Below are 23,066 nucleotides of genomic sequence, written 5' to 3'. Positions count from 1 at the left end.
TTCTCTTGTGATTAGCCAATCATCATCCTGATAAGTTATTAATAATTAATGCTTTAATAACCAGAAATTCTTGCTACATTCTTACTTTTATATATTTATAAATTAAAATGTTATTTGACATACCATTTATTTTATAAAACAACGCGTTTGTATAAATTGCTTCCCTAAATCAATCATTATTCTATATGCTAGGGATGACAAATAATTTTTGCGAACAATAGTAGATAACACACTCGATTGCCATTTATCTGATTACTGCCTAGGAGCCACATGATGACTAACTCAAACTCAACATCAGATGCTGCAAGTAACACCACTTATGATAAAGGAGATGGAGATGGACATGGACCAACCATTCATAGTGAAAATATAGATACTTCGCACGAGCCACAACGTCCAAGCATGGGTGGCTGTCCTGTCATGCACCAAGCACATACTACGAACGCCTCGGCAGCAACCGATTGGTGGCCGAATAGCTTAAACTTAGATATCTTGCATCAGCAGGATCACAAAACCAATCCAATGGATCCTGACTTTGATTATGCAGAAGCCTTTAAGCAATTAGATTTAGAAGCCGTCAAGCAAGATTTAAAAGATCTAATGACTGAGTCACAAGCATGGTGGCCAGCAGATTGGGGTCATTATGGTGGGTTGATGATTCGTATGGCTTGGCATTCTGCCGGTACTTATCGACGCTCCGACGGCCGCGGTGGTTCTAACACTGGTAATCAACGCTTTGCGCCATTAAACAGTTGGCCGGACAATGTCAACTTGGACAAAGCACGTCGTCTATTATGGCCAATCAAGAAAAAATATGGTAACAAACTTTCTTGGGCAGATTTGATGATACTAGCGGGCAATATGGCTTATGAATCTATGGGCTTTAAGACGTTAGGTTTCGCTGGTGGACGTACCGATATTTGGCATCCAGAAAAGGATATCTATTGGGGTTCTGAGCGTGAATGGCTGGCGGCTACCAAAAATCGTTATGAAAATGATAATCAGCGTGAATCACTAGAAAACCCTTTAGCAGCGGTACAGATGGGCTTGATTTATGTCAACCCTGAAGGCGTCGACGGCAACCCCGATCCTATTAAAACGGCACAAGATATTCGTACCACTTTTGCGCGTATGTCAATGAATGATGAAGAAACGGTCGCCTTGACTGCTGGCGGTCACACGGTTGGTAAATGTCATGGTAATGGTGACGCTACCTTATTAGAAGATGAGCCAGAAGCTGCTGATATCAAAGAGCAAGGTCTAGGTTGGCGCAACCCTAAAGGCACAGGCAATGCTGGCGACACCGTCTCAAGTGGTATCGAGGGCGCATGGACCACGCATCCAACCCAATGGGATTATGAATATTTTGAGTTATTGCTAAATCATGAGTGGGCACTGACTAAGAGTCCTGCTGGTGCTTGGCAATGGGAACCTATCGATATCAAGGAAGAGGATCGTCCTTTAGATGCACATGATCCAAGTGTACGCCGCAACCCTATCATGACCGACGCTGATATGGCAATGATTAAAGACCCTGCTTACCGTAAAATTTCAGAGAACTTTCATCAAAATCCAGAATATTTCGATGAGGTATTTGCAAAAGCTTGGTTTAAGCTTACCCATCGTGATTTGGGGCCAAAATCTCGCTATTTAGGAGCGGATGTGCCAAGCGAGGACTTCACTTGGCAGGATCCAATTCCACAAGGCAATGTTGATCTGAGCGCTGATGATATTGCGATCTTAAAAGCACAGATACTAGGCAGTGGTATCGACCATCGCGAATTTATTATTACCGCTTGGGATAGCGCTCGTACATTCCGCGCCTCAGACTATCGCGGCGGCGCCAATGGTGCACGCATTCGTTTAGCCCCGCAAAAAGACTGGCTAGGTAATGAGCCTGAGCAATTGGCTCGCGTACTTGAGGCGCTCACTGCCATCCAGACGAACTTTGATAAAGACGTCAGCATCGCGGATTTAGTGGTACTCGCTGGTAGCACCGCCATTGAAAAAGCAGCAGCTAATGCAGGCATTCAAATTGAAGTGCCATTCGATGCGGGTCGTGGCGATGCGAGCGATGAGATGACTGACACAGAAAGCTTCTCTGATTTAGAGCCACGACATGATGGCTACCGTAACTGGATCAAAGGCAGCTATGCCATATCACCTGAAGAGATGCTATTAGATCGTACTCAGCTGATGGGCTTGACTGCACCCGAAATGGTCGTTTTAATCGGTGGTATGCGTGTCTTGGATACCAACTACGCTCAGAGCCAACAAGGGATCTTTACTGAGCGTGCTGGGACACTTAGCAATGACTTCTTTGTGAACTTGACAGACATGAGCTATTCTTGGCATCCCGTTAAGACAGACAATAATGACGCCCCTGCTCTCTATGAAGTACGTGAGCGTGCTACTGGCAATGTAAAATGGCAAGCCAGCCGCGTAGACCTAGTGTTTGGCTCAAACTCCATACTACGCGCTTACGCTGAGCTTTACGCACAAGACGATAACCTAGAAAAATTCGTTCATGACTTTGTAAATGCTTGGAATAAAGTGATGAATGCGGATCGTTTTCGCTAAAACCCACTGAAATAGATACGCCTTTATCTTAAAAAAGCCCTCTTTAATCGAGGGCTTTTTTATTGTAATGGTTTACTTCTAGCAACGGACAAACGACTTATCCTATATTCCAAATAAATATAAATAGATAACCATTAAGTATATACAAGAATAAACACTTTGTTTTACACTACCTTCTTACTGCATATTTGTACATTTTCACTTTTGTATACAGACAGGGTTTGTATATTTATACAATAGGATTTAGTTATGGCAATCGACGTAGTGGTCAATCAGCGGCATTTACAGATTCAGCTCAAGCAGTTGGAGACAGTATGGCATACGGTGATTAATGGCTATAACTTAAGTCAGGCGGCGACCGTACTGCACACCAGCCAATCTAGCCTATCAAAACATATTGCGGCACTTGAAAATCAGCTCAAAACGGAAGTATTCGTCCGTCAAGGCAAACGCCTAACGGGTCTTACGACCATGGGCACAGCACTAATGCCGCATATCGAATCTATCTTCGCCGAAATTCGTACGATTGAAAACCTAAGTCTCGATTTTAATAATCCGAATATTGGCACGCTGACGATTGCCACCACTCACACGCAAGCGCGATATGTATTGCCGCAAGTCGTCAAAGAGTTTAAAGAGCGTTTCCCCAAAGTCAACCTAATATTACAACAAGCGGATCCAGAGACCATCGCACAGATGGTCATTCGCGGACAGGCAGACATTGGTATTGCAACCGAGTCTTTACTTCATAACAATTATTTACGCTGCTATCGCTATTATGACTGGACGCATCGCGTCATTGTGCCAAGCGATCACGAACTGGCCAATCACGAGTCTGTGGATTTGCCGACCCTCGCCAGCTATCCGATTGTGACCTATCACGGTGGCTTTACGGGGCGCGGTGCGATTGACAAAACTTTTGAAGAAGCAGGATTGGAACCAGATATCGTGCTAGCAGCACTCGATGCTGATGTAATCAGTACTTACGTAGGTCTGGGCTTGGGTATCGGCATTATCGCAGAGATGGCATTTGAACCGAGTCACTATCAAAATTTAACTGCGATACCTGTGGATCACTTTGGGCGCTTTACCAGTTGGATGGCGGTACGTGATGATGCAGAAATTCGTCAGTATGGTCGAGCATTTATGGAACTGTGTCAAAAACAATTTAGCCAGTAAAGAACCATTCATTCATATTTTCACTAAACGTCAATGGCATCGTTATCAACAGATAATGATACCATTTTCTCTTCTCATTTCTACTCAAAATCGACTGCCGCGCATGTGATTCTTATAACGCTACCCCATTATTAAGATTTGTTATCGTCTTAACTTATAACCTTTATATTCACTAGAACCGCCCCATTATATGAACTATTGAACGACTAGTTACAGCAATATTGAATTAGCACTAGATTCTTGAGGTGCTGTTTTATCATTGCTGTCGCTAGTCTCTTTTATAACTAGAATCAAATACCAATATAACCATATAACCATGTCGTTGAAAGGCGGCATCATAAAAACAGGTGATTTATGAGTAACGCTATTCCCTTATCCTTTTTAGACCTAGCACCCGTGCCTGAAGGTAAAACCATCGCTGAAGGCATTGCCCAAACGGTTGAGACAGCACAGCAAGCAGAAAAAGTCGGCTTAAACCGTTATTGGATGGCAGAGCATCACAATATGCCGGGCATCGCCAGTGCAGCGACGTCAGTACTACTAGCGCATATCGGCAGCCAAACCAAGCATATACGTATTGGTGCTGGTGGTGTGATGCTTCCGAACCATGCACCTCTCGTCATCGCTGAGCAATTCGGCACTTTGCAGGCATTATATGGTGATCGCGTAGATTTAGGGCTGGGTCGGGCGCCGGGTACTGATGGCGCAACCTTTCAGGCACTACGCCGTCAGATGCAAGATGCTGATCGCTTTCCGCAAGACGTCCAAGAATTGATGTACTTTTTAGGGAACGGTACAGATAATAGCCCAGTACAGGCATTTCCTGGGGCAAAGTCAAACGTTCCTATCTGGATATTAGGCTCTTCTCTTTTTGGGGCTACGTTAGCGGCGCATTTGGGACTTCCTTATGTGTTTGCCTCACACTTTGCACCGCAAATGCTTGGGCAAGCGATTACAGCTTATCGTGAACAGTTCAGACCATCAGCCTATTTGGACAAGCCTTATGTCATGCTGGCCGCCAATTTATTACTCGCCGATGACGATGCTACTGCACAGTATCATTTTACCTCTGCGCAGCAAAGTTTCGTACGCTTGCGCCGTGGTGAAACAGGTCAAATGCCGAAACCTACTCACGATATGGATAGTATCTGGAGCCCTGCTGAAAAAATGATGGTGGATAGCGCATTGTCAGTGTCATTCATCGGTTCTGTGGAAACTGTCAAGCCGAGACTGGCAGCATTCCTTGCCCAGTATCAGCCAGACGAACTAATTGTGACGGCTAACGTTTACGATCAGGCAGCGCGCATGCGTTCACTGGAACTTACACCTGAGTTAAATTTATTTACTTTACAATGAAATCAGACACTTGCATAATTATTGATAAACCTTAGCTGGATGTTTGACATGGATGCAACTCCTATTATCGGTGCCTCACTACTTATTGGCTCATCAATATTTATGTACATTGTTGCCTTTCTGGCGGTGATGGCTGTCGGTGGTTATTTGACCTATCGCACCAGCCCAAAACGTAAGCAGCGGCGCGAAGACCAACGTAATAAAAACAATTCAAATTAATAACCGCTCTGAAAATATGCTAGGGACGTATTAATTTAACGTTTAAAGCAATGTAAAAAGCCCTCTTTTCTTATTTAGAAAGAGGGCTTTTTTTGGCTTGCTACATAAGAAAAATACAGCAATCTTTACGTACTTTCACTTAGATGGCATTACCATTCAACTGACGAGCCAAGATTTTTTTGTGCGGCTTGTTGTGCGACATATAGAGCGACTGCTGCATCAAAACTGGCTGCACCAACCGATTTAAATAACGTAACACCATTATTAGACTTAGCGGTTTTTTCTTGTAGCGCCCCTGTGACTAGCGCTTGTAAGTCACCACTGAGGTCGTCCCATGTCCATGCACAATCGACACTATCGTGAGCTTGGATTAAATCGCCCGCTTCATGACGACTGCCAACCAAATCATCGACAACGACCATGCGACTATTTGCAATGACATCATTGCTTATCTCTTTCATTGAAGGCTGATAAGCACCGACTGCGTTGATGTGTGCATCAGATTTAATATGGTTGAGATCAAACAAACCTTCTGTTGCGCGGGTTGCGACATTGATAACATCTGCATCACGGATAGCATCATTGATATTTTCGCAAACCGTTATGGTAACGTCCCATTGTGGATAATCACGAGTAAATTTCACTTTGAAAATCTCAGCGCCTTCCCTGCTTCTATTCCATAGATATACTGTTTTAATCTCAGGACGTACTGTTATTACCGCATGTAATTGCTCATAAGCCATGCCACCACAACCGACCACCGCCACACTTTGACAGTCAGCGCTTGCCATATATTTGGTCGCAATGCCTGACAATGCCGCCGTACGTACTTGAGTAATATAAATCCCATCCATAATTGCCAATATTTCACCAGTATCATTGTTTGACACGGTAATAATCGCCGTTGTGGTTGGTAAATTTCGGCTCGGATTATCAGGACAAATGGTGACCAATTTTACGGCGGTATACTCGTTCTTACCATCATAAATCGTCGCAGGCATGGATAAATGCGAACCTGAGCGATGAGTGTCATCTTCACTAAAAGTTTCAATGACCAAACGTTCAGGCGCTTTGATCCAATTGGGATGCGCTGCCTGTTGATGTAACAATGCTTCTATCGCCCCAATGGCAGATTGCATATTGAGATGTTCGGTCACGATTGCTTGGTTTAGTAATTGCAATTTAAGTACTCCTATTTATAGATTTATTATTAGAACATGTTTTATCACGCCAAACGGCTACTACATTAATCCTAACCCGCGTAATATTGCCGCACCAATCGCCATTCCAAACATACCTACGACGGTGGTAAAAGCCAAAATATTAGCAGCTAACACATCATTGCCACCCATGGCCTTTGCCATTACATAGCTGGCGGCGGCTGTTGGTGAAGCTGCCATCAAAAACAACACACCCATATGCACACCTGATAGACCAAATCCCAATCCAATAGCGATGGCAATCAATGGCGCAACAATAATACGTCCGATACTCGCCTGCATGGACAGCCCTGAAGGGTGCAACATCGACTTCAAATCAATACTGGCACCGGCGCAAATCAATGCTAAGGGCAATGCCACAGCGGCCAGTAAATCGCCAGTCGTATGAATCACACCTGTAATAGGCGGCAGCGGTGACGCCTTATAAGCAAAGGCTGCTACCAATGCGATAATCAGTGGGTTGGTAAATAGTTTTTTGATAATCATGGTACTGCGACTGAGCCAAGTATCATCCACACTTTTGGACACACGGCTGAGAGTGATAACCGCTAAGATATTAAACAGTATCGTCACCACACCCATATAGACAGCGCCGATACTTAAGCCACGTTCTCCGTAGGCATTAGCAACCGTTGCCAGTCCAATAATAGCCATATTACTTCGAAATATCCCTTGTACAAACACCCCTTGATCAGCCGGTTTGCTCACAAAATATTTGGCGTAAATCTCTGCACCTATAAACAACATGAATGTCACCAGAATACCAGCCACTATCAGCGTGATTTGTTTGCTGTAATCGACATCACTATCAACGACGCTAAAAAAAAGCAAACAGGGTAAACAGTAATTAAAGACAAAGCTCGATGCTTGGTCAATAAAAGTCTGGCTCGCCTCACCGCGTCTCTGCATAAAAAAACCCAACCACATTAAGGCAAGGTTGGGCAAGACAATGGTAATAGCAAAGACAATAGCATCAATCATAAATAGGCTCAGTTCGTTGACAAGCCCATCATGATATGGACATCAGCGAGATAAATTAACAAGTAATCATTAAATTTTCTAGCCTAGTATAGAGACAAAATAGCAAGTAAGACAAGCACCTGCTCTATTTTCTTTTAACAGCAATTGTATTATTAATACACAAAAGCCCATAACGATATACCGTTATGGGCTTTTGTTATACTAGTTATACTACTATTACGAATCTAGCGCGGCCTTCGCTTTTTTATGTTTCTTCACTGTCATGGCTAGCAATTGAACGGCGGCAGGCGTCACACCGCTCACGCGTCCTGCTTGAGCAAGCGTCGCAGGACGTATTTGCGTCAATTTCTGTACAATCTCATTTGATAAGCCTGATACCACACTATAATCAAAGTCCAGTGGCAGCGCTGTATTTTCTAGACGCTTCATCTGATCAATGTCTTCTTGCTGACGATCAATATAGCCTGCGTACTTCACAGAGATTTCTATCTGCTCGCCTACTTGGGCATCGACTTGCGAATCAGTGATGACAGCGATATCAGCAAAATGAATCTGCGGACGCTTGAGCAAATCAAAAGCAGTCGATTCTTTTGACAGCACCTCGCCCGTTTGCTCTGTGACTTTTTTGCCTAACGTATTGGCAGGGGTTGCCCACATATCTTTGAGACGTGAGGTCTCTGTGGCAATGGCTTCCATTTTTTGTTGGTAAGCCTGCCAGCGCACATCATCTACTAGACCAAGCTTGCGACCCGTCTCAGTTAGGCGTTGATCGGCATTGTCTTCACGTAATAATAGACGATATTCTGCGCGGCTCGTAAACATACGATATGGCTCAGTCGTACCATGGGTAATCAAATCATCAACGAGCACGCCAAGATAAGCTTCATCGCGCCGCGGTGTCCACACGTCAAACTCACTATTATTAGTCGTAACCAATGCCGCATTAGTACCTGCTAGCAAACCCTGTACGCCAGCTTCTTCGTAGCCAGTCGTACCATTGATCTGACCAGCAAAATATAAGCGATCGATGGACTTAGTTTCGAGCGTTGGCTTTAGGTTTTGCGGATCAAAATAATCATACTCAATCGCATAACCGGGACGAGTAATGTGCGCGTTTTCTAAGCCTTTCATACTATGAATAAACTCTAACTGCACATCAAACGGCAAACTCGTTGAGATGCCATTTGGATATAGCTCATGTGTCGTCAGACCTTCTGGCTCGATAAAGATTTGATGACTGTCTTTATCCGCAAAACGATGAATCTTATCTTCAATCGATGGACAATAACGTGGACCCACGCCTTCGATTTTTCCAGAGAACATCGGCGAACGGTCTAAATTCTCACGGATGATGTCATGGGTGCGCGCATTGGTGTGCGTGATGTAGCAATTGACCTGCTCTGGATGCATAGACACATCACCCATATAACTCATCACTGGTAGCGGCGTGTCGCCCGGCTGTACGGTCATCACACTAAAATCAACGCTACGCGCATCAATACGCGCGGGCGTACCTGTTTTCAAACGCCCGACTGGCAGCTTAAGCTCACGCAAACGATCAGCAAGCTTGATAGATGGCTGATCGCCTGCGCGACCACCTTTTGAGCTCTCGAGACCAATATGAATCACACCGCCCAAGAAGGTTCCTGAGGTCAGTACCACCGTTTGCGTATTAAAGATAATACCCGTTGCAGTAACCACTGCCGTCGCACGACCATTTTCAACTAAGATATCATCAGCCGCTTGTTGAAATATATCAAGATTTGGCTGATTCTCAAGCGTATGGCGAATGGCTGCTTTATATAAAATACGATCTGCTTGCGCACGCGTAGCTCGAACTGCCGCACCTTTACGGCTATTTAGTACGCGAAACTGAATACCTGCCTTGTCCGTCGCTAGCGCCATCGCCCCACCAAGTGCATCAATCTCACGCACCAGATGTGATTTACCGATACCACCAATTGCTGGATTACAGCTCATTTGCCCAAGCGTCTCAATATTATGTGTCAATAGCAAGGTCTGCGCACCCATACGTGCGGCTGCCAAAGCAGCTTCTGTGCCAGCATGACCGCCACCGATCACTACCACGTCGTAATTTTTTGGGTATTGCATATACGCCTCACTTGACTCATAACGCCGCTTTTAGCCAAAAACTATTATCACCAGAATGTTATGGCTAAATAGCATGGTCATCAGCAAATAAACGTCAGTCGGATTTAAAAAGTTAACGACTTGGAAAAGCCGCTAGATATTGGATTGTTAACCCATCATTATAACAATTTTTTGATGCTTAAAAAACGCCGCAGTAGAAACTATTTACATTAAGTGTTAAGCATCGTTTTTAAACTTAGTAACTTAATAACTAGCGCCTAGTTACCAGGGCTCAGCGGTACGATTTGATCTGATTGACCACTGCTCAGCATATGCTGACTGCCATAACCTTCTGGATTGATCTGCAAATAAGCATTCATCAAGCCAATAGCATCGCCATCATTACTGGCCAGAATTTGCTCTTTAATCATGTTCACTGGCGGTAGCAGCAAGTTTTTTAGCAATGCCAAACGCTGGTGGTTATCGCCTTTATTAACGACCATCTCGATAAGTTGACGCGCATCGATGGGTAAATCTGGCGTATTCTGTGCCAATAATGCCAAATGATAAGCGCCCGCAGAATCTTGATCCGCAACGATACGCTGCTCAATCGCAATATAAGTGGCTTCTGTTGCGCCGCCTGCCACGCTAAGCTGATGAATACATTTCAGGGCTGAATGTGGCTCATTGCCAGCAATTTCAATGATGCGCGTGGATTCATTTTTTAAATGCTCACGGCGTTTCTCTATGGTCGCTTGCTCAGCAGATACCGGTTCAGGTGTTTGTTGTTCTATTGGTTGATTGCTCATAATACTCTCTCATTATTTATGTTTTTATAATGCTTGCTGTTGAGCCATATATGGGGTCAATACTAACAAAAACAATAAAAGCCCGAGCGCCCATCTAAGGACTGGCTCGAGCTTTTATTGTTAAAACTTATCAGCTTGATAATAAAAAAGCTTAGATAAGTGCTTTCAGCATTATGCAGCAGGGCTGTTTGCTTCAACCAATGGCTTTAACTCGCCTGATTGATACATTTGCAAAATAATGTCTGATCCGCCCATCAATTCGCCGTCAATCCACAACTGTGGAAAAGTCGGCCAATTAGCCACTTTAGGTAACGTCGCACGGATTTCTGGGTTTTCTAAAATATTTACAAACGCAAATGGGCGACCAATTTGAGTAAGAACTTCAATCGATTTAGCAGAAAAGCCACACTGCGGGAATTGCGGCGTTCCTTTCATGTAAATAATAACTTTATTGTCACGGATTTGATCACGGATCAATTGTTCAACGTCGTTTGCAGCAGTATTTGGGGTTTGTTCACTCATAAAAGCTCCTATTGATAAAGCGGTTCATTGAAAACAGTGATTGATATTACAAAATGATTGAAAAAAGAGATGGCTGATACATGGGGCAAGCGCCACGGTATTACAAGTACAACTCTATAGACTCTATATATAAAATCTACGCTCAACTCACCAAGTCAATATGACTCGGAGTGCTCAAGCAGCGATGACACCCGATCCAAGCTATCTAGATTCGACAACATTAGGGACTAATAATACCACGGCATTGGCCATAATGCCCTCTTGCCGACCGGTAAAGCCTAACTTTTCAGTGGTGGTGGCTTTAATGCTAATATTATTGACCGCCGTCTGCAAATCACTGGCAATATTATCACGCATGGCTTGACTGTGCGGTGCCAACTTTGGACGCTCACACATCACAGTGATATCAGCGTTGCCTAGACTATAGCCAGCCTCTTGCACTTTACTGTAGACATAACGTAGCAGCACCCGCGAGTCCAACCCTGCATGGGCGGCATCTGTATCAGGAAAATGTTGACCGATATCGCCAAGCGCCAATGCGCCAAGCAGTGCATCAGCAAGCGCATGCAGCACCACATCTCCATCAGAGTGTGCAAGCAAGCTGTGCGTGTGTTCAATAGGCACACCTGCTAGCACCACATATTGCTGCTGCTGACCATTATTATGAAAAGCGTGAACATCGATACCTTGACCAATTTTTATCATTATTATTCCAAGATGAGTGAAACGTGATTAAAATAATTCAAAACCACTATCTAAATTTCTAAAGCGATTTTACCAATGCCTAGACACCATCGGTCGCCACCAGTTTCAATTAACTGGTATAATATGACGTTTATTTTATCATAATACCAGATCCAAAAGATAAGCTGACGTCGTTCTGCTGAGACTACCTATTGTAGCAATGGCATAATTTTTGGCGTCAATATCTATTTTGGAGAACGTACAAATAGTTGAGCCGCTTTATGTCAGCCATACAAGATACCTCAAGCATAGCCGTTTCTGAGTCTTTTACGATTCATCGTCCATTAACACTTGCCGATATCGAAAATCCTAGCGCCAAGCACGTGATTGTCGGTATGTCAGGTGGCGTTGATTCTTCTGTATCAGCCGTTTTACTTCAACAAGCAGGCTTTAAAGTCGAAGGTCTGTTTATGAAGAACTGGGAAGAAGATGACGGCACCGAATACTGTACGGCAATGGACGATCTGGCGGACGCACAAGCGGTATGTGACAAAATCGGTATGAAGCTACATACGGCCAATTTTGCCATGGAATATTGGGATCGGGTTTTTGAGCATTTTTTAGCAGAATACAAAGCGGGTCGTACGCCCAATCCAGATATTTTGTGCAACAAAGAAATCAAGTTTAAAGCGTTTTTAGACTATGCTTTGACGTTGGGCGCAGATTATATCGCCACCGGTCACTACACGCGCCGTAGTATGAACTATACGAATGCTAATGGCACTGAGGTTGCGCAGCTATTACGCGGGCTTGATAACAATAAAGACCAAAGTTACTTTTTACATGCGGTTGGCGGCGATAAAATCGCTAAGACGCTGTTCCCAGTGGGTGAGCTTGAAAAACCAGTGGTTCGTCAAATCGCTGAAGAACATGATCTTATTACTGCCAATAAAAAAGATTCAACGGGCATTTGCTTTATTGGTGAGCGCCGCTTTAAAGACTTTTTACAACAGTACTTGCCCGCTCAAAAAGGCGATATCGTGACTGACGATGGTCATATTATCGGTCAACATGATGGTTTAATGTATTATACGTTAGGTCAGCGTGGTGGTATTGGTATTGGCGGTGTCAAAGATCGCCCAGAAGAGCCTTGGTTTGTATTGGCAAAAGACTTGGACAATAACCGTTTGATCGTTGGACAAGGTCATGAGCATCCCATGATGCTGAGTAATGAGCTACAAGCTTATAAGCTCGATTGGGTCGATGGTTTACCGCCTGCAGATATATTTAGCGAAGACGGCTTACGTTGTATGGCAAAATCGCGCTACCGTCAGCCAGACCAAGCGTGCCGAGTGTTTGCTGTTGATGATAAAGGTTTAGAAGTACGAGTGATATTTGATGCGCCGCAACGGGCAGTGACGCCAGGTCAATCAGCAGTATTTTATATCGATGAGGTTTGTTTGGGCGGCGGTGTCATTGCCTCTATTGACGCGCCTTGCGGGATTTGACATCTCATTTAACGTTAATTAATACAATGATTTGTCTTTTTTTAGGATACTGAATGACCGCTCGCCTTTTCGCCTTGCTGAATATCTCATTTTCTTGTTCGATATGGCTGAAGCGAGGTCTTACGCTTACGCTTATTGCTGCGTCATTTAGTGCACAGTCAGCATCAACAAAGATGGGTAGTATTACGGTTACCAGCTCTAATGCTTCGACTGGTAGTGCTTCTGGCACCTATATCGCAGCAGGTTCTGGTGCTACTGGTCATTTTACTTTGGTTCGCAATGAAAATATTGGTTATAACAGTAATGCTGAGATAACACCATCTAGTGGTACGCGCACCAACGGTATTGAGATCAGGAATGATTCTAATACTAGTATTGATAGAGATAAGTTCAAGTACACTTTTACTATTACGCCTAACGATAACGCCTCTATACATACCATAAAGATTGGTCAAGCCAGCTATTCAATGGGTGGTAACTCAGAAATTGCACGTCAAACATTAAATTTTACCCAAAATAGTCAAATTAGTATACCTGCGCAAGCCACTATCAAAAACAACCCAGATGTCCCCTATTACTATAATGCAATGGGTGATTATTTTATGGGGACCAAACTTAATGCGACTCAATTGAATTCACAAAATGCTGTGTTCAACCCGCAGCTGCGTACCGATAGCTCAAATGTGAATGGTAGTGGTTTATATTATTATAATATTACTAATCTAGCGGGTGCTACTGGTAGCCAAAATCCATATAGCCCTACTTTAACTAACAACCTAGTAGCCCTTAGCTCAAATAACGGGGTTTTACCACCGACGCCAACTTTCGAAAATATTATTAAAAGTATCAATAATGGCAGCACGTATTCTGCACTCTCATCTAATACGGCTATTTCCAATGGTGGTACTTATGTCAGTTATGGCATTGAAAATAGTCAAAGCAATTACGTTGTCGCGGTAAGAAATGCGAACGCTGTGACTTTGACTTATGAAGGGATTATGAATGGTAATATCGGCATTGCGCGTAACGTAATCGGTGAAACCTATAACGAATGGATCAGCTTTGGGGTAGAAAGTGAACCATTGAATTACGTCTTTTCAGGCACTGTATTCAATGATAATGGCGGTATAAACGATAGCGACATCAATGTCAAAAAAGATAACGCTACGATAGGCAGCGGTATATATAACAATACCAACTTCTTCAGTGGTACTTTTGACTCTGCTGAAAGTGGTATTGCAGGTAGCACAGTCAAGCTGGTTGACTGTACAACCAATGCTCCTCTTGAAACTATCAATATTCCTACTAATATTGTCGGTAAATATGAGATTAAAATACCTATCGCTTCTCTAACTGGCAAAATTACTGTCTGCCTGATTGAAGAAAATAGTGGTAGCACTTATCCCATTCGTACTACTAATGAAAAAACGGTTATTTCCTTGACTACTAACCAGTATAACTATGAAAATAATAACTTTGGCAGAGTGATTGATAAAAATGCAGCTTTAGTCCTTGAAAAAGAACAAGCACTTAACGATTGCAAAACTGCCTCATTGTTACCAAATCTAGAAAACAAGCTTGCCTATAGTAAAGCCTCCCTATCTGAAGTAACTCCAGGACAATGTATTGCCTACAAAATTACTGCGACCAATCGAGCCAACCTTAGTATCAATAATTTTGTTCTACAAGACGTCTTGCAAGAAAAAAATGTGAATGGCGCGATAGTGACGTCAAAACTTGCGAATCCAATCCATCAAACAAGCGAATATGCCGCAGACAGTGTCGCTATCGGCAATAACGGTACTGTTAAAACGGTAACCTCAATTTTAGATCCAAGGACAAAACGTAGTTTTTACTTTAATACTAAGTATGGCTCGACACACTCTAATACACCCGATACCCCTTAATAATAGCGTTATATGCATATTTTGATTTTATCAACGGCTACATTTGCTACACTACCCGTATTTTTTTGACCACAGTCTTATATGATGTGTTCATTTGTGGGATTTCACAGTTTTCATCACTTTTACTTTTTTAATTTAAAGGCATTATTATGAACTTACTTACCGCACTCTCCCCAATCGATGGTCGTTACGCCTCCAAAGCTGACAGCTTGCGTCCTTATTTATCTGAATTTGGTCTCATTAAAGCCCGCGTCACTGTCGAGATTCGCTGGTTACAGTCATTGGCTGATAACAACGCGATTGGTGAATTGGCAGCATTTGATACCGATACCAATGCCTTTTTAAACAGTATCGTTGATGACTTTAGTGAAGCAGATGCCCAAGCCATCAAAGACATCGAAGCGACGACCAATCATGATGTAAAAGCCGTTGAGTACTTTATCAAAGACAAGTTCCGTGGTCAGGCAGCACTTGAAGATTCATTAGAATTTATTCATTTTGCGTGTACTAGTGAAGATATTAACAACTTGTCTTATGCGTTAATGCTAAAAGACAGCCGCAAGATTGTGGTTGCGAAAATGCAGCAATTGACTGATAGCATCGTTGATTTGGCGATTGCTCATGCCGACCAACCGATGCTATCACGCACCCATGGTCAAACCGCCAGCCCAACGACGCTAGGCAAAGAAATGGCAAACGTCGCTTATCGCCTAGCCCGTCAAATCAAACAAGTCGGTCAAGTTGAACTATTGGGCAAAATTAATGGCGCGGTTGGTAACTATAACGCTCATTACGCCTCATACCCTGACGTCGATTGGCAAGCACATGCAGAACGCTTCATTGATGAAAGTCTTGAGCTGACTTTTAACCCTTATACCACGCAAATTGAGCCGCATGATTATATCGCTGAGCTATTTGATGCTGTCAAACGTTTTAATACTATCTTAATCGATTTTAACCGTGATATTTGGCAATATATTAGCTTAGGCTATTTTAAACAGCGCCTAAAAGATGGTGAAGTTGGTTCTTCTACCATGCCGCATAAAGTCAACCCGATTGATTTTGAAAACTCTGAAGGCAACTTGGGCGTTGCGAACGCCATGCTGGCTCATTTGGGTGAAAAACTGCCAATTTCGCGTATGCAGCGTGATTTATCAGACTCTACCGTACTTCGTAATATCGGTGTTGGTCTGGCACAAAGCATGATTGCTTATGATGCTTGTTTAAAAGGTGTCAGCAAACTTGAATTGAATGCCCAGCGCTTAAATGACGATTTGGATAATGCACAAGAAGTATTGGCAGAGCCGATTCAAACCGTCATGCGTCGCTATCGTGTTGAGAACCCATATGAGAAGCTTAAAGCTCTGACTCGTGGCAATGCCATGACTCGCGAAGCCATGCTGACATTCGTTGAAAGTGATGAGCTATCTGCGGTGAGCGATGCGGATAAAGCGCGACTACGTGAGATGACGCCAGCCACTTATATCGGTAATGCGGCGGAGCAAGCACGTACCATTAAAGAGTGGATTGCTAAGATTTAACTGGTAACAATCTTATCTTTATAAAATGTAAAAAAGATATAAACGAGCATTCATTTATATCTTTTTAAAAAAACCTTACTCTAAACACTATGATTTGTTAAATACATAGTTAATGGGTGAGGTTTTATTCTTTATCGTCTTCATCTTTTTTATCACTGCTATCACCCGGTATGATCGCTTTGGTAACAGCAACAGTACCTTTGACGACACCTTTAGTGGTTTTGTAGGCGACTTTTACAGGTACAGTGACGATTTTATGCACACAAGCTTGCAGCATAAACATACTGGCGATAATGACGATAAACTGTAATTTTTTCATAAATTTCCTACGGATAATGAGAGGCACTGATGGCTATAATTTGACCATCAGCTAGACGCTAATCATAAACCAATACACGTCAGCTATAAAGCACTGTTCTAGTTTTATATTCTGTCTACCTTGATATCCTTTCTACTTAAACACACGGATCTACCCATGACTTCTATACCGCTTTGTTTACCCGACTCTATCACGCCTGAGCAATTTTTAAGCGAATACTGGCAAAAAAAGCCACTCTTAATTAAACAAGGCTTACCACAGCTAATTGGCATGTTTGAACCTGACGACATGCTTGGTCTAGCACTAGAAGAAGATGCCGCAGCGCGCCTGCTGACTCAAGCAGCAAGTAAAAAAGAAGGTCAGGCGCAGTGGCAACTCAAGAAAAACCCATTGACTGAAACTGATTTCGATAACTTACCTGAGCAATGGACGGTATTGGTGCAGAATATGGAACAGTGGTCGCCTGAGCTTGGTCAATTGTGGCAAGCCTTTGACTTTATTCCACAATGGCAACGTGATGACATCATGGTTTCTTATGCGCCAAAAGGTGGCTCAGTCGGCAAACACTATGACGATTATGATGTGTTTTTAGCACAAGGCTACGGCACTAGACGTTGGCAACTGGGCAAATTCTGTGATAAAAATACCGAGTTTGTCGCCGATGAGCCGATTCGCCTCTTTGATGACATGGGTGAAATTATTTTTGATGAAATATTAGAAGCCGGTGACGTACTTTACGTACCGCCGAAGCTGTCGCATTTTGGTGTGGCACAAGACGATTGCTTAACCTTTTCATTTGGCTGCCGTCGTCCTAACTTGATGCAAATCATCGACAACTTAGCTGATATCGCTACCAACGATAGCGATTTATTTATCCCAATGCTGTTGCCACAAGCGCTGCAAGCGTCAGGTGAATTGCAAGCGAGCAGCATTAATGCGATCAAAGATCAGCTATTACAAATGCTACAGTCTGAGCGTGGTGATGATATCATTCGTCAAGCAGTTTCTGAAGTCGTCAGCAAACGCCAGTATGATGCGCTGATGCCAGAGGATACACTAGATACGGATGAGCTCATGCAAGCTCTAGCAGAAGGTGCCACCTTGCAAGCGGATTATAGCAATCGTTTGCTCTATAGCCAGACTAATGATGGCATTGTGCTATATGCCAATGGTCAGCGCATTGACGGCCTTGATGATACAGCAGTAGCGGTATTGGTGCGTTTGGCTAATGGCGAACACCTAAATAGTCAAGATGTCACCGATGTTGATGCAGATGATTTGAGCGAATGGCTAGAGAACGGCTGGGTGTGGATTGATATTGCTGAATAATATCTATTAATCAGACATTAATCAAATAACGCAAATAAAAAAACCGCTATCCGACAATTACTCAGATAGCGGTTTTTTCTTATAAATCGTATTCGGTATTTATAGCTATACCAAACACTGCTTAGCACTTATCAAAACGGATATAAGAGCCAAGCGGGTTTGTAATTAATACGGTTATTCTGTACCAAGTTCAAGCAAGCTAGCATTACCACCGATCGCTGTGGTATTGATTGTTTTGACACGCTCAGTGACAAAACGATGCAAATAATCAGGCGTTAGCATCTCTGATAAGCCTTCCATATCGGTGACGCTAATGACTTGCGTTAAGATACCGTCTGTATTGGCAAGCTCTTGACTGATAGTCTGCACTTCGCTTCGATTGCCAGAGACTGCCACCTGTGCCAGACGATCGATATATAAAAGCGTGACGGTTTGCGAGTCATTCGCCACACTCAACACATCTTCGCTGATACCTGTATCGTATAGTATCTTGGCAGCTTCATTGCACATCTCATCTTGGCTTGGGCAATGCAGAATGACTTCATTACCTGTCAATAGTGCCGCTATGAGCTGTCCTAATACCGCCATGGCTCTAGCAGATTCACCACCAATAACCATGGTCTTACCACGACCAGTGACATATAGATCGTTGGATTCACCAGTTGCACCAGTCATGCGATGCACCTCATCCAAGCTAGGCGCGGCGCTCAATAGATGATTGAACAAACGCTTTGCTTTATTGGCATCACCAGTCAGCAGCGCCAACTTCGGAATAGCCGCTTGCAGATATGTTGCGCGATTCACTGCGCCAAGTAATCGCCAAGATTCACAAACCTGGGCATGATTTTTTTTGAATTCAGTCGCCATGTTGCTACTCCTTATGCGAGTTCTGTTTGAGTGGTGGTATTAGCAGTTGTCTGGTTGCCGCTATTTGACTCTAAGCTAAGCTGCATCAAACGTGCGACATAATGCGGGCCACCAGCTTTAGGACCCGTGCCAGACAGACCACAACCACCGAATGGTTGTACGTTTACGACGGCACCGATTTGGTTGCGGTTGATATAAGTATTACCAACAAACGCACGGCGCTCGATGTGCTCAACGGTATTTTCGATACGACTATGAATACCTAGGGTCAAACCAAAGCCTGTCGCGTTGATGGCATCAATCAGCTTATTCAGATCACGTGCTTGATAGCGCAGTACGTGCAAAATTGGACCAAAATGCTCGCCACCTATCACGTCGATACTTTTCACTTCGATCGCTGTTGGCAATACAAAGGTAGACTGTTCTTGACTGACAACTGAGCTTGAGCTCATTGGCGTCTGTGCCAAGATAGTCGCCGTTGGCTCAGCGTCCATACGCTCGATATGTGCTTCAAGACTACGTTTGGCATCCGCATCAATCACTGGACCCACATCTGTAGCAGCATATAAAGGATTGCCGACCGATAGCTCAGCCATATTACCTTGTAATAGCTCAATTAAATTATCGGCCATTTCTTCTTGCACGCACAATATACGACAAGCTGAGCAACGCTGACCTGCTGAACCAAATGCAGATAAGACAGCGTCTCTAACCACTTGTTCTGGCAATGCCGTTGAATCGACAATCATAGCATTCTGACCACCAGTTTCGGCGATAAAAACAGGTAGCTCACCACTGGCTTGGGCATGATCATTTAGGCTTTGGTTAATACGTTGAGCCGTTTGGGTTGAACCCGTAAATATCACACCTGCTATATTGTCAGCCGCTGTCAATGCACCACCAACATCGCCAGCACCGATCACTAACTGTAAGGCTTGTGTTGGTACGCCTGCTTGGTACATTAGCTGAGCACCAAAATGGGCAATCAAGCTGGTTTGTTCGGCAGGTTTCGCCACCACCGTATTACCTGCTGCTAGCGCCGCTACGATTTGACCGGTATAGATAGCCAATGGGAAGTTCCATGGGCTAATACAGACAAAGGTACCACGTGCTTTATAAACTTGACGAGATTGCTTGCCAGCCAAATCAGTGAATTCATGCACGACGTCGTCTAAACGCTCTGCTTCATCGGCATAAAAACGGCAGAAATCAACCGCTTCTTTGATTTCATCAATACCGTCTTGAAGGGTTTTGCCCGCTTCGATTTGGCATAGCGCCATTAGCTCAGCGTAGTTTTCTTCATAGAGATCCGCTATCTTACGCAATATTTCAGCACGCTTAGCAGCTGATACTGCTTGCCAGACACTTTGCCCTGCCACTGCCGCATCGATCGCTTGACCAGCTATTTCAGCATTGGCATAAGTGACTTTACCAGCACTTACTTCGTGGTTCCAAGGTGCACGTACGGTTTGAGTCTCAAGCTTATGCGTTACGCCCTCTACTTCATATTCATCAATTGCTTTGCCATTGACGATGGACGTCGCTGACCAAGTTTTATGCAAATGGCTATCGATAGCAGATTTAAAGGGCAACCATTGTGACTCTACGAATATATTAGGGCCAAAACTGGCACGGCGCGCACCATAAATCTCTAACGGCAACGGAATCTCTGGATTGTGTAACGTCGCATTGGCCAGTAGCTTGTCATAGGGATGTACTGTCAGCTTTTCAATCGGATAAGACTTGTCTAGCAGCTGATGGACAAACGAGCTGTTGGCACCGTTTTCGAGCAAGCGACGTACCAAATACGGCAGCAAGTCTTTATGCGCGCCAACTGGGGCATAGATACGTACCGGAATTTTATACGCTTGTAAGATATGATCATAAAGCGCATCGCCCATACCATGTAGACGCTGAAACTCAAAGTCTCTATGCTTACTCATGGTCATAATTGACGCTAGGGTGTGCGCATTGTGTGTCGCAAACTGTGGCCAAATCAAGCCGCGCAGATGATCTGATAATAAGAAACGCGCACAGGCAAGGTAAGCAGTATCCGTGCCTTCTTTGCGTGTCCAAACAGGATAGCCTGACAGACCTTTTTGCTGGGCAAGCTTGATCTCGGTATCCCAGTAGGCACCCTTTACCAGACGTACTGGAATACGATCTCCCACCTCAGTCGATAGACGAGCCAGCCACACCAAAATAGCGATGGCGCGCTTAGAGTAACCTTGCACGACCAAGCCAAGACCATCCCAGTCAGCCGTCAAATTGTCACGGTACAAAGACTCAAACAGTTTTAAAGAAATTTCAAGGCGGTCGGCTTCTTCGGCATCGATACTAAGATCCACATTGACTTCACGTGCCGCTTCGATGAGCAGTAAGCAGCGTTGACGCAATAAACCCATGACTTGGGCTTCTTGCGTGGCTTCATAGCGAGGGTGCAATGCTGACAGCTTAATAGATACTGATGGCTTAGGCATGCCTTCTTTGACTTTGATACTGGCAGTGGCTCTGATCGCATGCAGGTAGTCATTGAAGTATTTTTCAGCATCTTTATGCGCAATAGCCGCTTCACCGAGCATATCAAACGAATAGGTATAGCCTTTATTACGATAAGGCTGGCTATTTTTATTGGCGTCCTCGATGGTCTCGCCCAATACAAACTGATGACCCATGATCCGCATGGCTTTTTGCATGGCACTACGAATAACAGGCTCACCCATCTTTTTAGTCATGCGATCCAAAAAGCCTGATGCTGTGGTGCTACTATCAATACTGACGACACGACCTGTCATCATCATGCCCCATGTCGAGGCATTGACCATAAAACCGTTGTCATTTTTGATGTGCTTTTTCCAATCAGCCACACTCATTTTGTCATGAATCAAGGCATCAGCAGTATAATTGTCTGGCACTCGAATCAAGGCTTCTGCTAAGCTCATCAGCAAGATACCTTCTTGGGTATCAAGACTATACTCAAGCAGTAATGAGTCGACCATCTTGACCGCTTTGCCATCATTACGTACATGCTCAACCAGCTGGCGCGTTTGCTCAGCAGCGGCGTCACGTTCTTCTGTGCTGGGTTCAGCCAGTGGCAATAATTTGGACAACCAGCGCTCTTCATCGACGCTATACAACGGCGAAATACGGGCGTGCAGAGTTTCTGCCGACTGGGTAATGTAGTCTGGCGATAGCAAATCGACAGGATTAAACAAAATCGGCTCTTGCGGGGTAAACTGGTCTACTGGGTTCATAACAACTCCATAACTATCGTTTAAAAACCATCATAAATAGTGCTTTAGGAAGTCTGATCGTCTGGTATAACTAGCCATCACCATCATTCATTTAGATGATAGCTATCGATAGATACTTATAACAATAATCAAAAGTCCAAACGGCGCCATCACAAAACGAGAAAATCCAGCGTAGGCTGGAAGCGGTTAAGTAGGTCGTTCGACTGTTAAACGGGCTACGTTAACAATACAAAGGCAACAACGAACAGCTAAGCGGCATTAGTGCCTTCTTCTTGTTTGTAGTGAAAGGAGTGTGATGATCAGATATCGCTACATTAAAACGAAAAAATCGCTTTAGCAAAAAAATCTGCCATCTGGGGTGCTGCTAATTCACTGTAAGAAAAACCTCTACGGCGTTGATTGAGGTGATGCGCTTAACTCGGCTATAATATCATGAAAAAAAATTTCAAACTAACGATATTGCTTATTTTCACAAATTAATATATTTCTAAAAAACAATTAGTTACCAGCACTTTATCCCTTATGACGCACTGGTTATACTTTTCTATTTACTATTGGCGATTAATTGTTTTATTAAATCAAACACTTGAATAAATTTAGGGAAATTTGAGCCATTTTAAATCAAAAAAAACCCCTTTATCGTTTCCGAATAAAGAGGAATTTAACGTAACAAAACTCAAAAGCAGTAAAGTAATATCGA

Annotated in this window: 17 protein-coding genes; 8 read left to right on the top strand and 9 right to left on the bottom strand. The window is 43.7% G+C overall.

The features are described 5' to 3' along the window. Positions 1-402: 402 nt before the first annotated feature. The 4 genes from katG (at position 403) to JFC08_RS07790 (ending at position 5,334) form a co-directional block, all read left to right on the top strand. Positions 403-2,580, top strand: coding sequence for a catalase/peroxidase HPI (gene katG, locus JFC08_RS07805; protein ID WP_198330332.1), 2,178 nt, complete (start codon positions 403-405; stop codon positions 2,578-2,580). A gap of 249 nt (positions 2,581-2,829) precedes the next feature. Next, positions 2,830-3,759 carry a LysR substrate-binding domain-containing protein gene (locus JFC08_RS07800; RefSeq protein ID WP_045446223.1) on the top strand — a complete coding sequence of 310 codons (930 nt, stop codon included), beginning with the start codon at positions 2,830-2,832 and terminating at the stop codon, positions 3,757-3,759. Positions 3,760-4,113: 354 nt separating this feature from the next. Continuing rightward, complete coding sequence (locus JFC08_RS07795; RefSeq protein WP_198330316.1) at positions 4,114-5,115, top strand: LLM class flavin-dependent oxidoreductase; 1,002 nt, start codon at positions 4,114-4,116, stop codon at positions 5,113-5,115. Between the two features lie 48 nt (positions 5,116-5,163). Beyond that, positions 5,164-5,334, top strand: a complete 171-nt coding sequence (locus tag JFC08_RS07790; RefSeq protein WP_198330315.1) for a hypothetical protein — start codon at positions 5,164-5,166, stop codon at positions 5,332-5,334. Positions 5,335-5,483: 149 nt separating this feature from the next. Here JFC08_RS07790 and JFC08_RS07785 read toward each other — a convergent pair whose 3' ends face one another. The 6 genes from JFC08_RS07785 to ispF form a co-directional block, all read right to left on the bottom strand. Further along, complete coding sequence (locus JFC08_RS07785; RefSeq protein WP_198330314.1) at positions 5,484-6,515, bottom strand: ornithine cyclodeaminase family protein; 1,032 nt, start codon at positions 6,513-6,515, stop codon at positions 5,484-5,486. Between the two features lie 60 nt (positions 6,516-6,575). Further along, positions 6,576-7,535 (bottom strand): AEC family transporter, encoded by a 960-nt coding sequence (locus JFC08_RS07780; RefSeq protein ID WP_193009178.1) that lies wholly within the window; start codon positions 7,533-7,535, stop codon positions 6,576-6,578. Positions 7,536-7,751: 216 nt separating this feature from the next. Then, on the bottom strand, positions 7,752-9,647 hold the full coding sequence (mnmG, locus tag JFC08_RS07775; RefSeq protein ID WP_198330313.1) for a tRNA uridine-5-carboxymethylaminomethyl(34) synthesis enzyme MnmG: 1,896 nt from the start codon (positions 9,645-9,647) through the stop codon (positions 7,752-7,754). A gap of 257 nt (positions 9,648-9,904) precedes the next feature. After that, positions 9,905-10,435: a hypothetical protein gene (locus JFC08_RS07770; protein ID WP_198330312.1), complete on the bottom strand. Its 531-nt coding sequence runs from the start codon at positions 10,433-10,435 to the stop codon at positions 9,905-9,907. A 171-nt stretch (positions 10,436-10,606) separates the two neighbouring features. Continuing rightward, the gene (grxD, locus tag JFC08_RS07765) at positions 10,607-10,957 is read right to left on the bottom strand and encodes a Grx4 family monothiol glutaredoxin (RefSeq protein ID WP_045446215.1); all 351 of its coding nucleotides are present in this window, start codon (positions 10,955-10,957) and stop codon (positions 10,607-10,609) included. A 201-nt stretch (positions 10,958-11,158) separates the two neighbouring features. Then, entirely contained in the window at positions 11,159-11,662 is a 504-nt protein-coding gene (gene ispF, locus JFC08_RS07760) for a 2-C-methyl-D-erythritol 2,4-cyclodiphosphate synthase (protein ID WP_198330311.1), read from the bottom strand. 260 nt (positions 11,663-11,922) lie between these two features. Between ispF and mnmA the strand changes: the two genes are divergently transcribed. From mnmA to purB, 3 genes are all read left to right on the top strand, one after another. Beyond that, on the top strand, positions 11,923-13,149 hold the full coding sequence (gene mnmA / locus JFC08_RS07755) for a tRNA 2-thiouridine(34) synthase MnmA (protein ID WP_198330310.1): 1,227 nt from the start codon (positions 11,923-11,925) through the stop codon (positions 13,147-13,149). Between the two features lie 53 nt (positions 13,150-13,202). After that, complete coding sequence (locus JFC08_RS07750) at positions 13,203-15,056, top strand: hypothetical protein (protein WP_198330309.1); 1,854 nt, start codon at positions 13,203-13,205, stop codon at positions 15,054-15,056. Between the two features lie 149 nt (positions 15,057-15,205). Next, the gene (gene purB / locus JFC08_RS07745) at positions 15,206-16,597 is read left to right on the top strand and encodes an adenylosuccinate lyase (protein WP_193009183.1); all 1,392 of its coding nucleotides are present in this window, start codon (positions 15,206-15,208) and stop codon (positions 16,595-16,597) included. A 124-nt stretch (positions 16,598-16,721) separates the two neighbouring features. On the opposite strand, the gene JFC08_RS07740 is transcribed toward purB, so the two are convergent. Continuing rightward, positions 16,722-16,916: an NF038104 family lipoprotein gene (locus JFC08_RS07740; RefSeq protein WP_109591335.1), complete on the bottom strand. Its 195-nt coding sequence runs from the start codon at positions 16,914-16,916 to the stop codon at positions 16,722-16,724. Positions 16,917-17,072: 156 nt separating this feature from the next. Between JFC08_RS07740 and JFC08_RS07735 the strand changes: the two genes are divergently transcribed. Then, positions 17,073-18,245, top strand: coding sequence for a cupin domain-containing protein (locus tag JFC08_RS07735; RefSeq protein WP_193009184.1), 1,173 nt, complete (start codon positions 17,073-17,075; stop codon positions 18,243-18,245). 174 nt (positions 18,246-18,419) lie between these two features. Here the strand turns inward: JFC08_RS07735 and JFC08_RS07730 are convergent, their stop codons facing one another. After that, entirely contained in the window at positions 18,420-19,112 is a 693-nt protein-coding gene (locus tag JFC08_RS07730; protein WP_193009185.1) for a 1-pyrroline-5-carboxylate dehydrogenase, read from the bottom strand. Between the two features lie 11 nt (positions 19,113-19,123). Next, positions 19,124-22,366 (bottom strand): bifunctional proline dehydrogenase/L-glutamate gamma-semialdehyde dehydrogenase PutA, encoded by a 3,243-nt coding sequence (gene putA, locus JFC08_RS07725; protein WP_198330308.1) that lies wholly within the window; start codon positions 22,364-22,366, stop codon positions 19,124-19,126. Between the last annotated feature and the right edge of the window lie 700 nt (positions 22,367-23,066).

Source organism: Psychrobacter cibarius (genome assembly GCF_016107535.1).
Lineage (GTDB): Bacteria > Pseudomonadota > Gammaproteobacteria > Pseudomonadales > Moraxellaceae > Psychrobacter > Psychrobacter cibarius.
The sequence above is the reverse complement of the archived record's forward strand: the minus strand, read 5'-3'. Positions and strand labels throughout refer to the sequence as shown.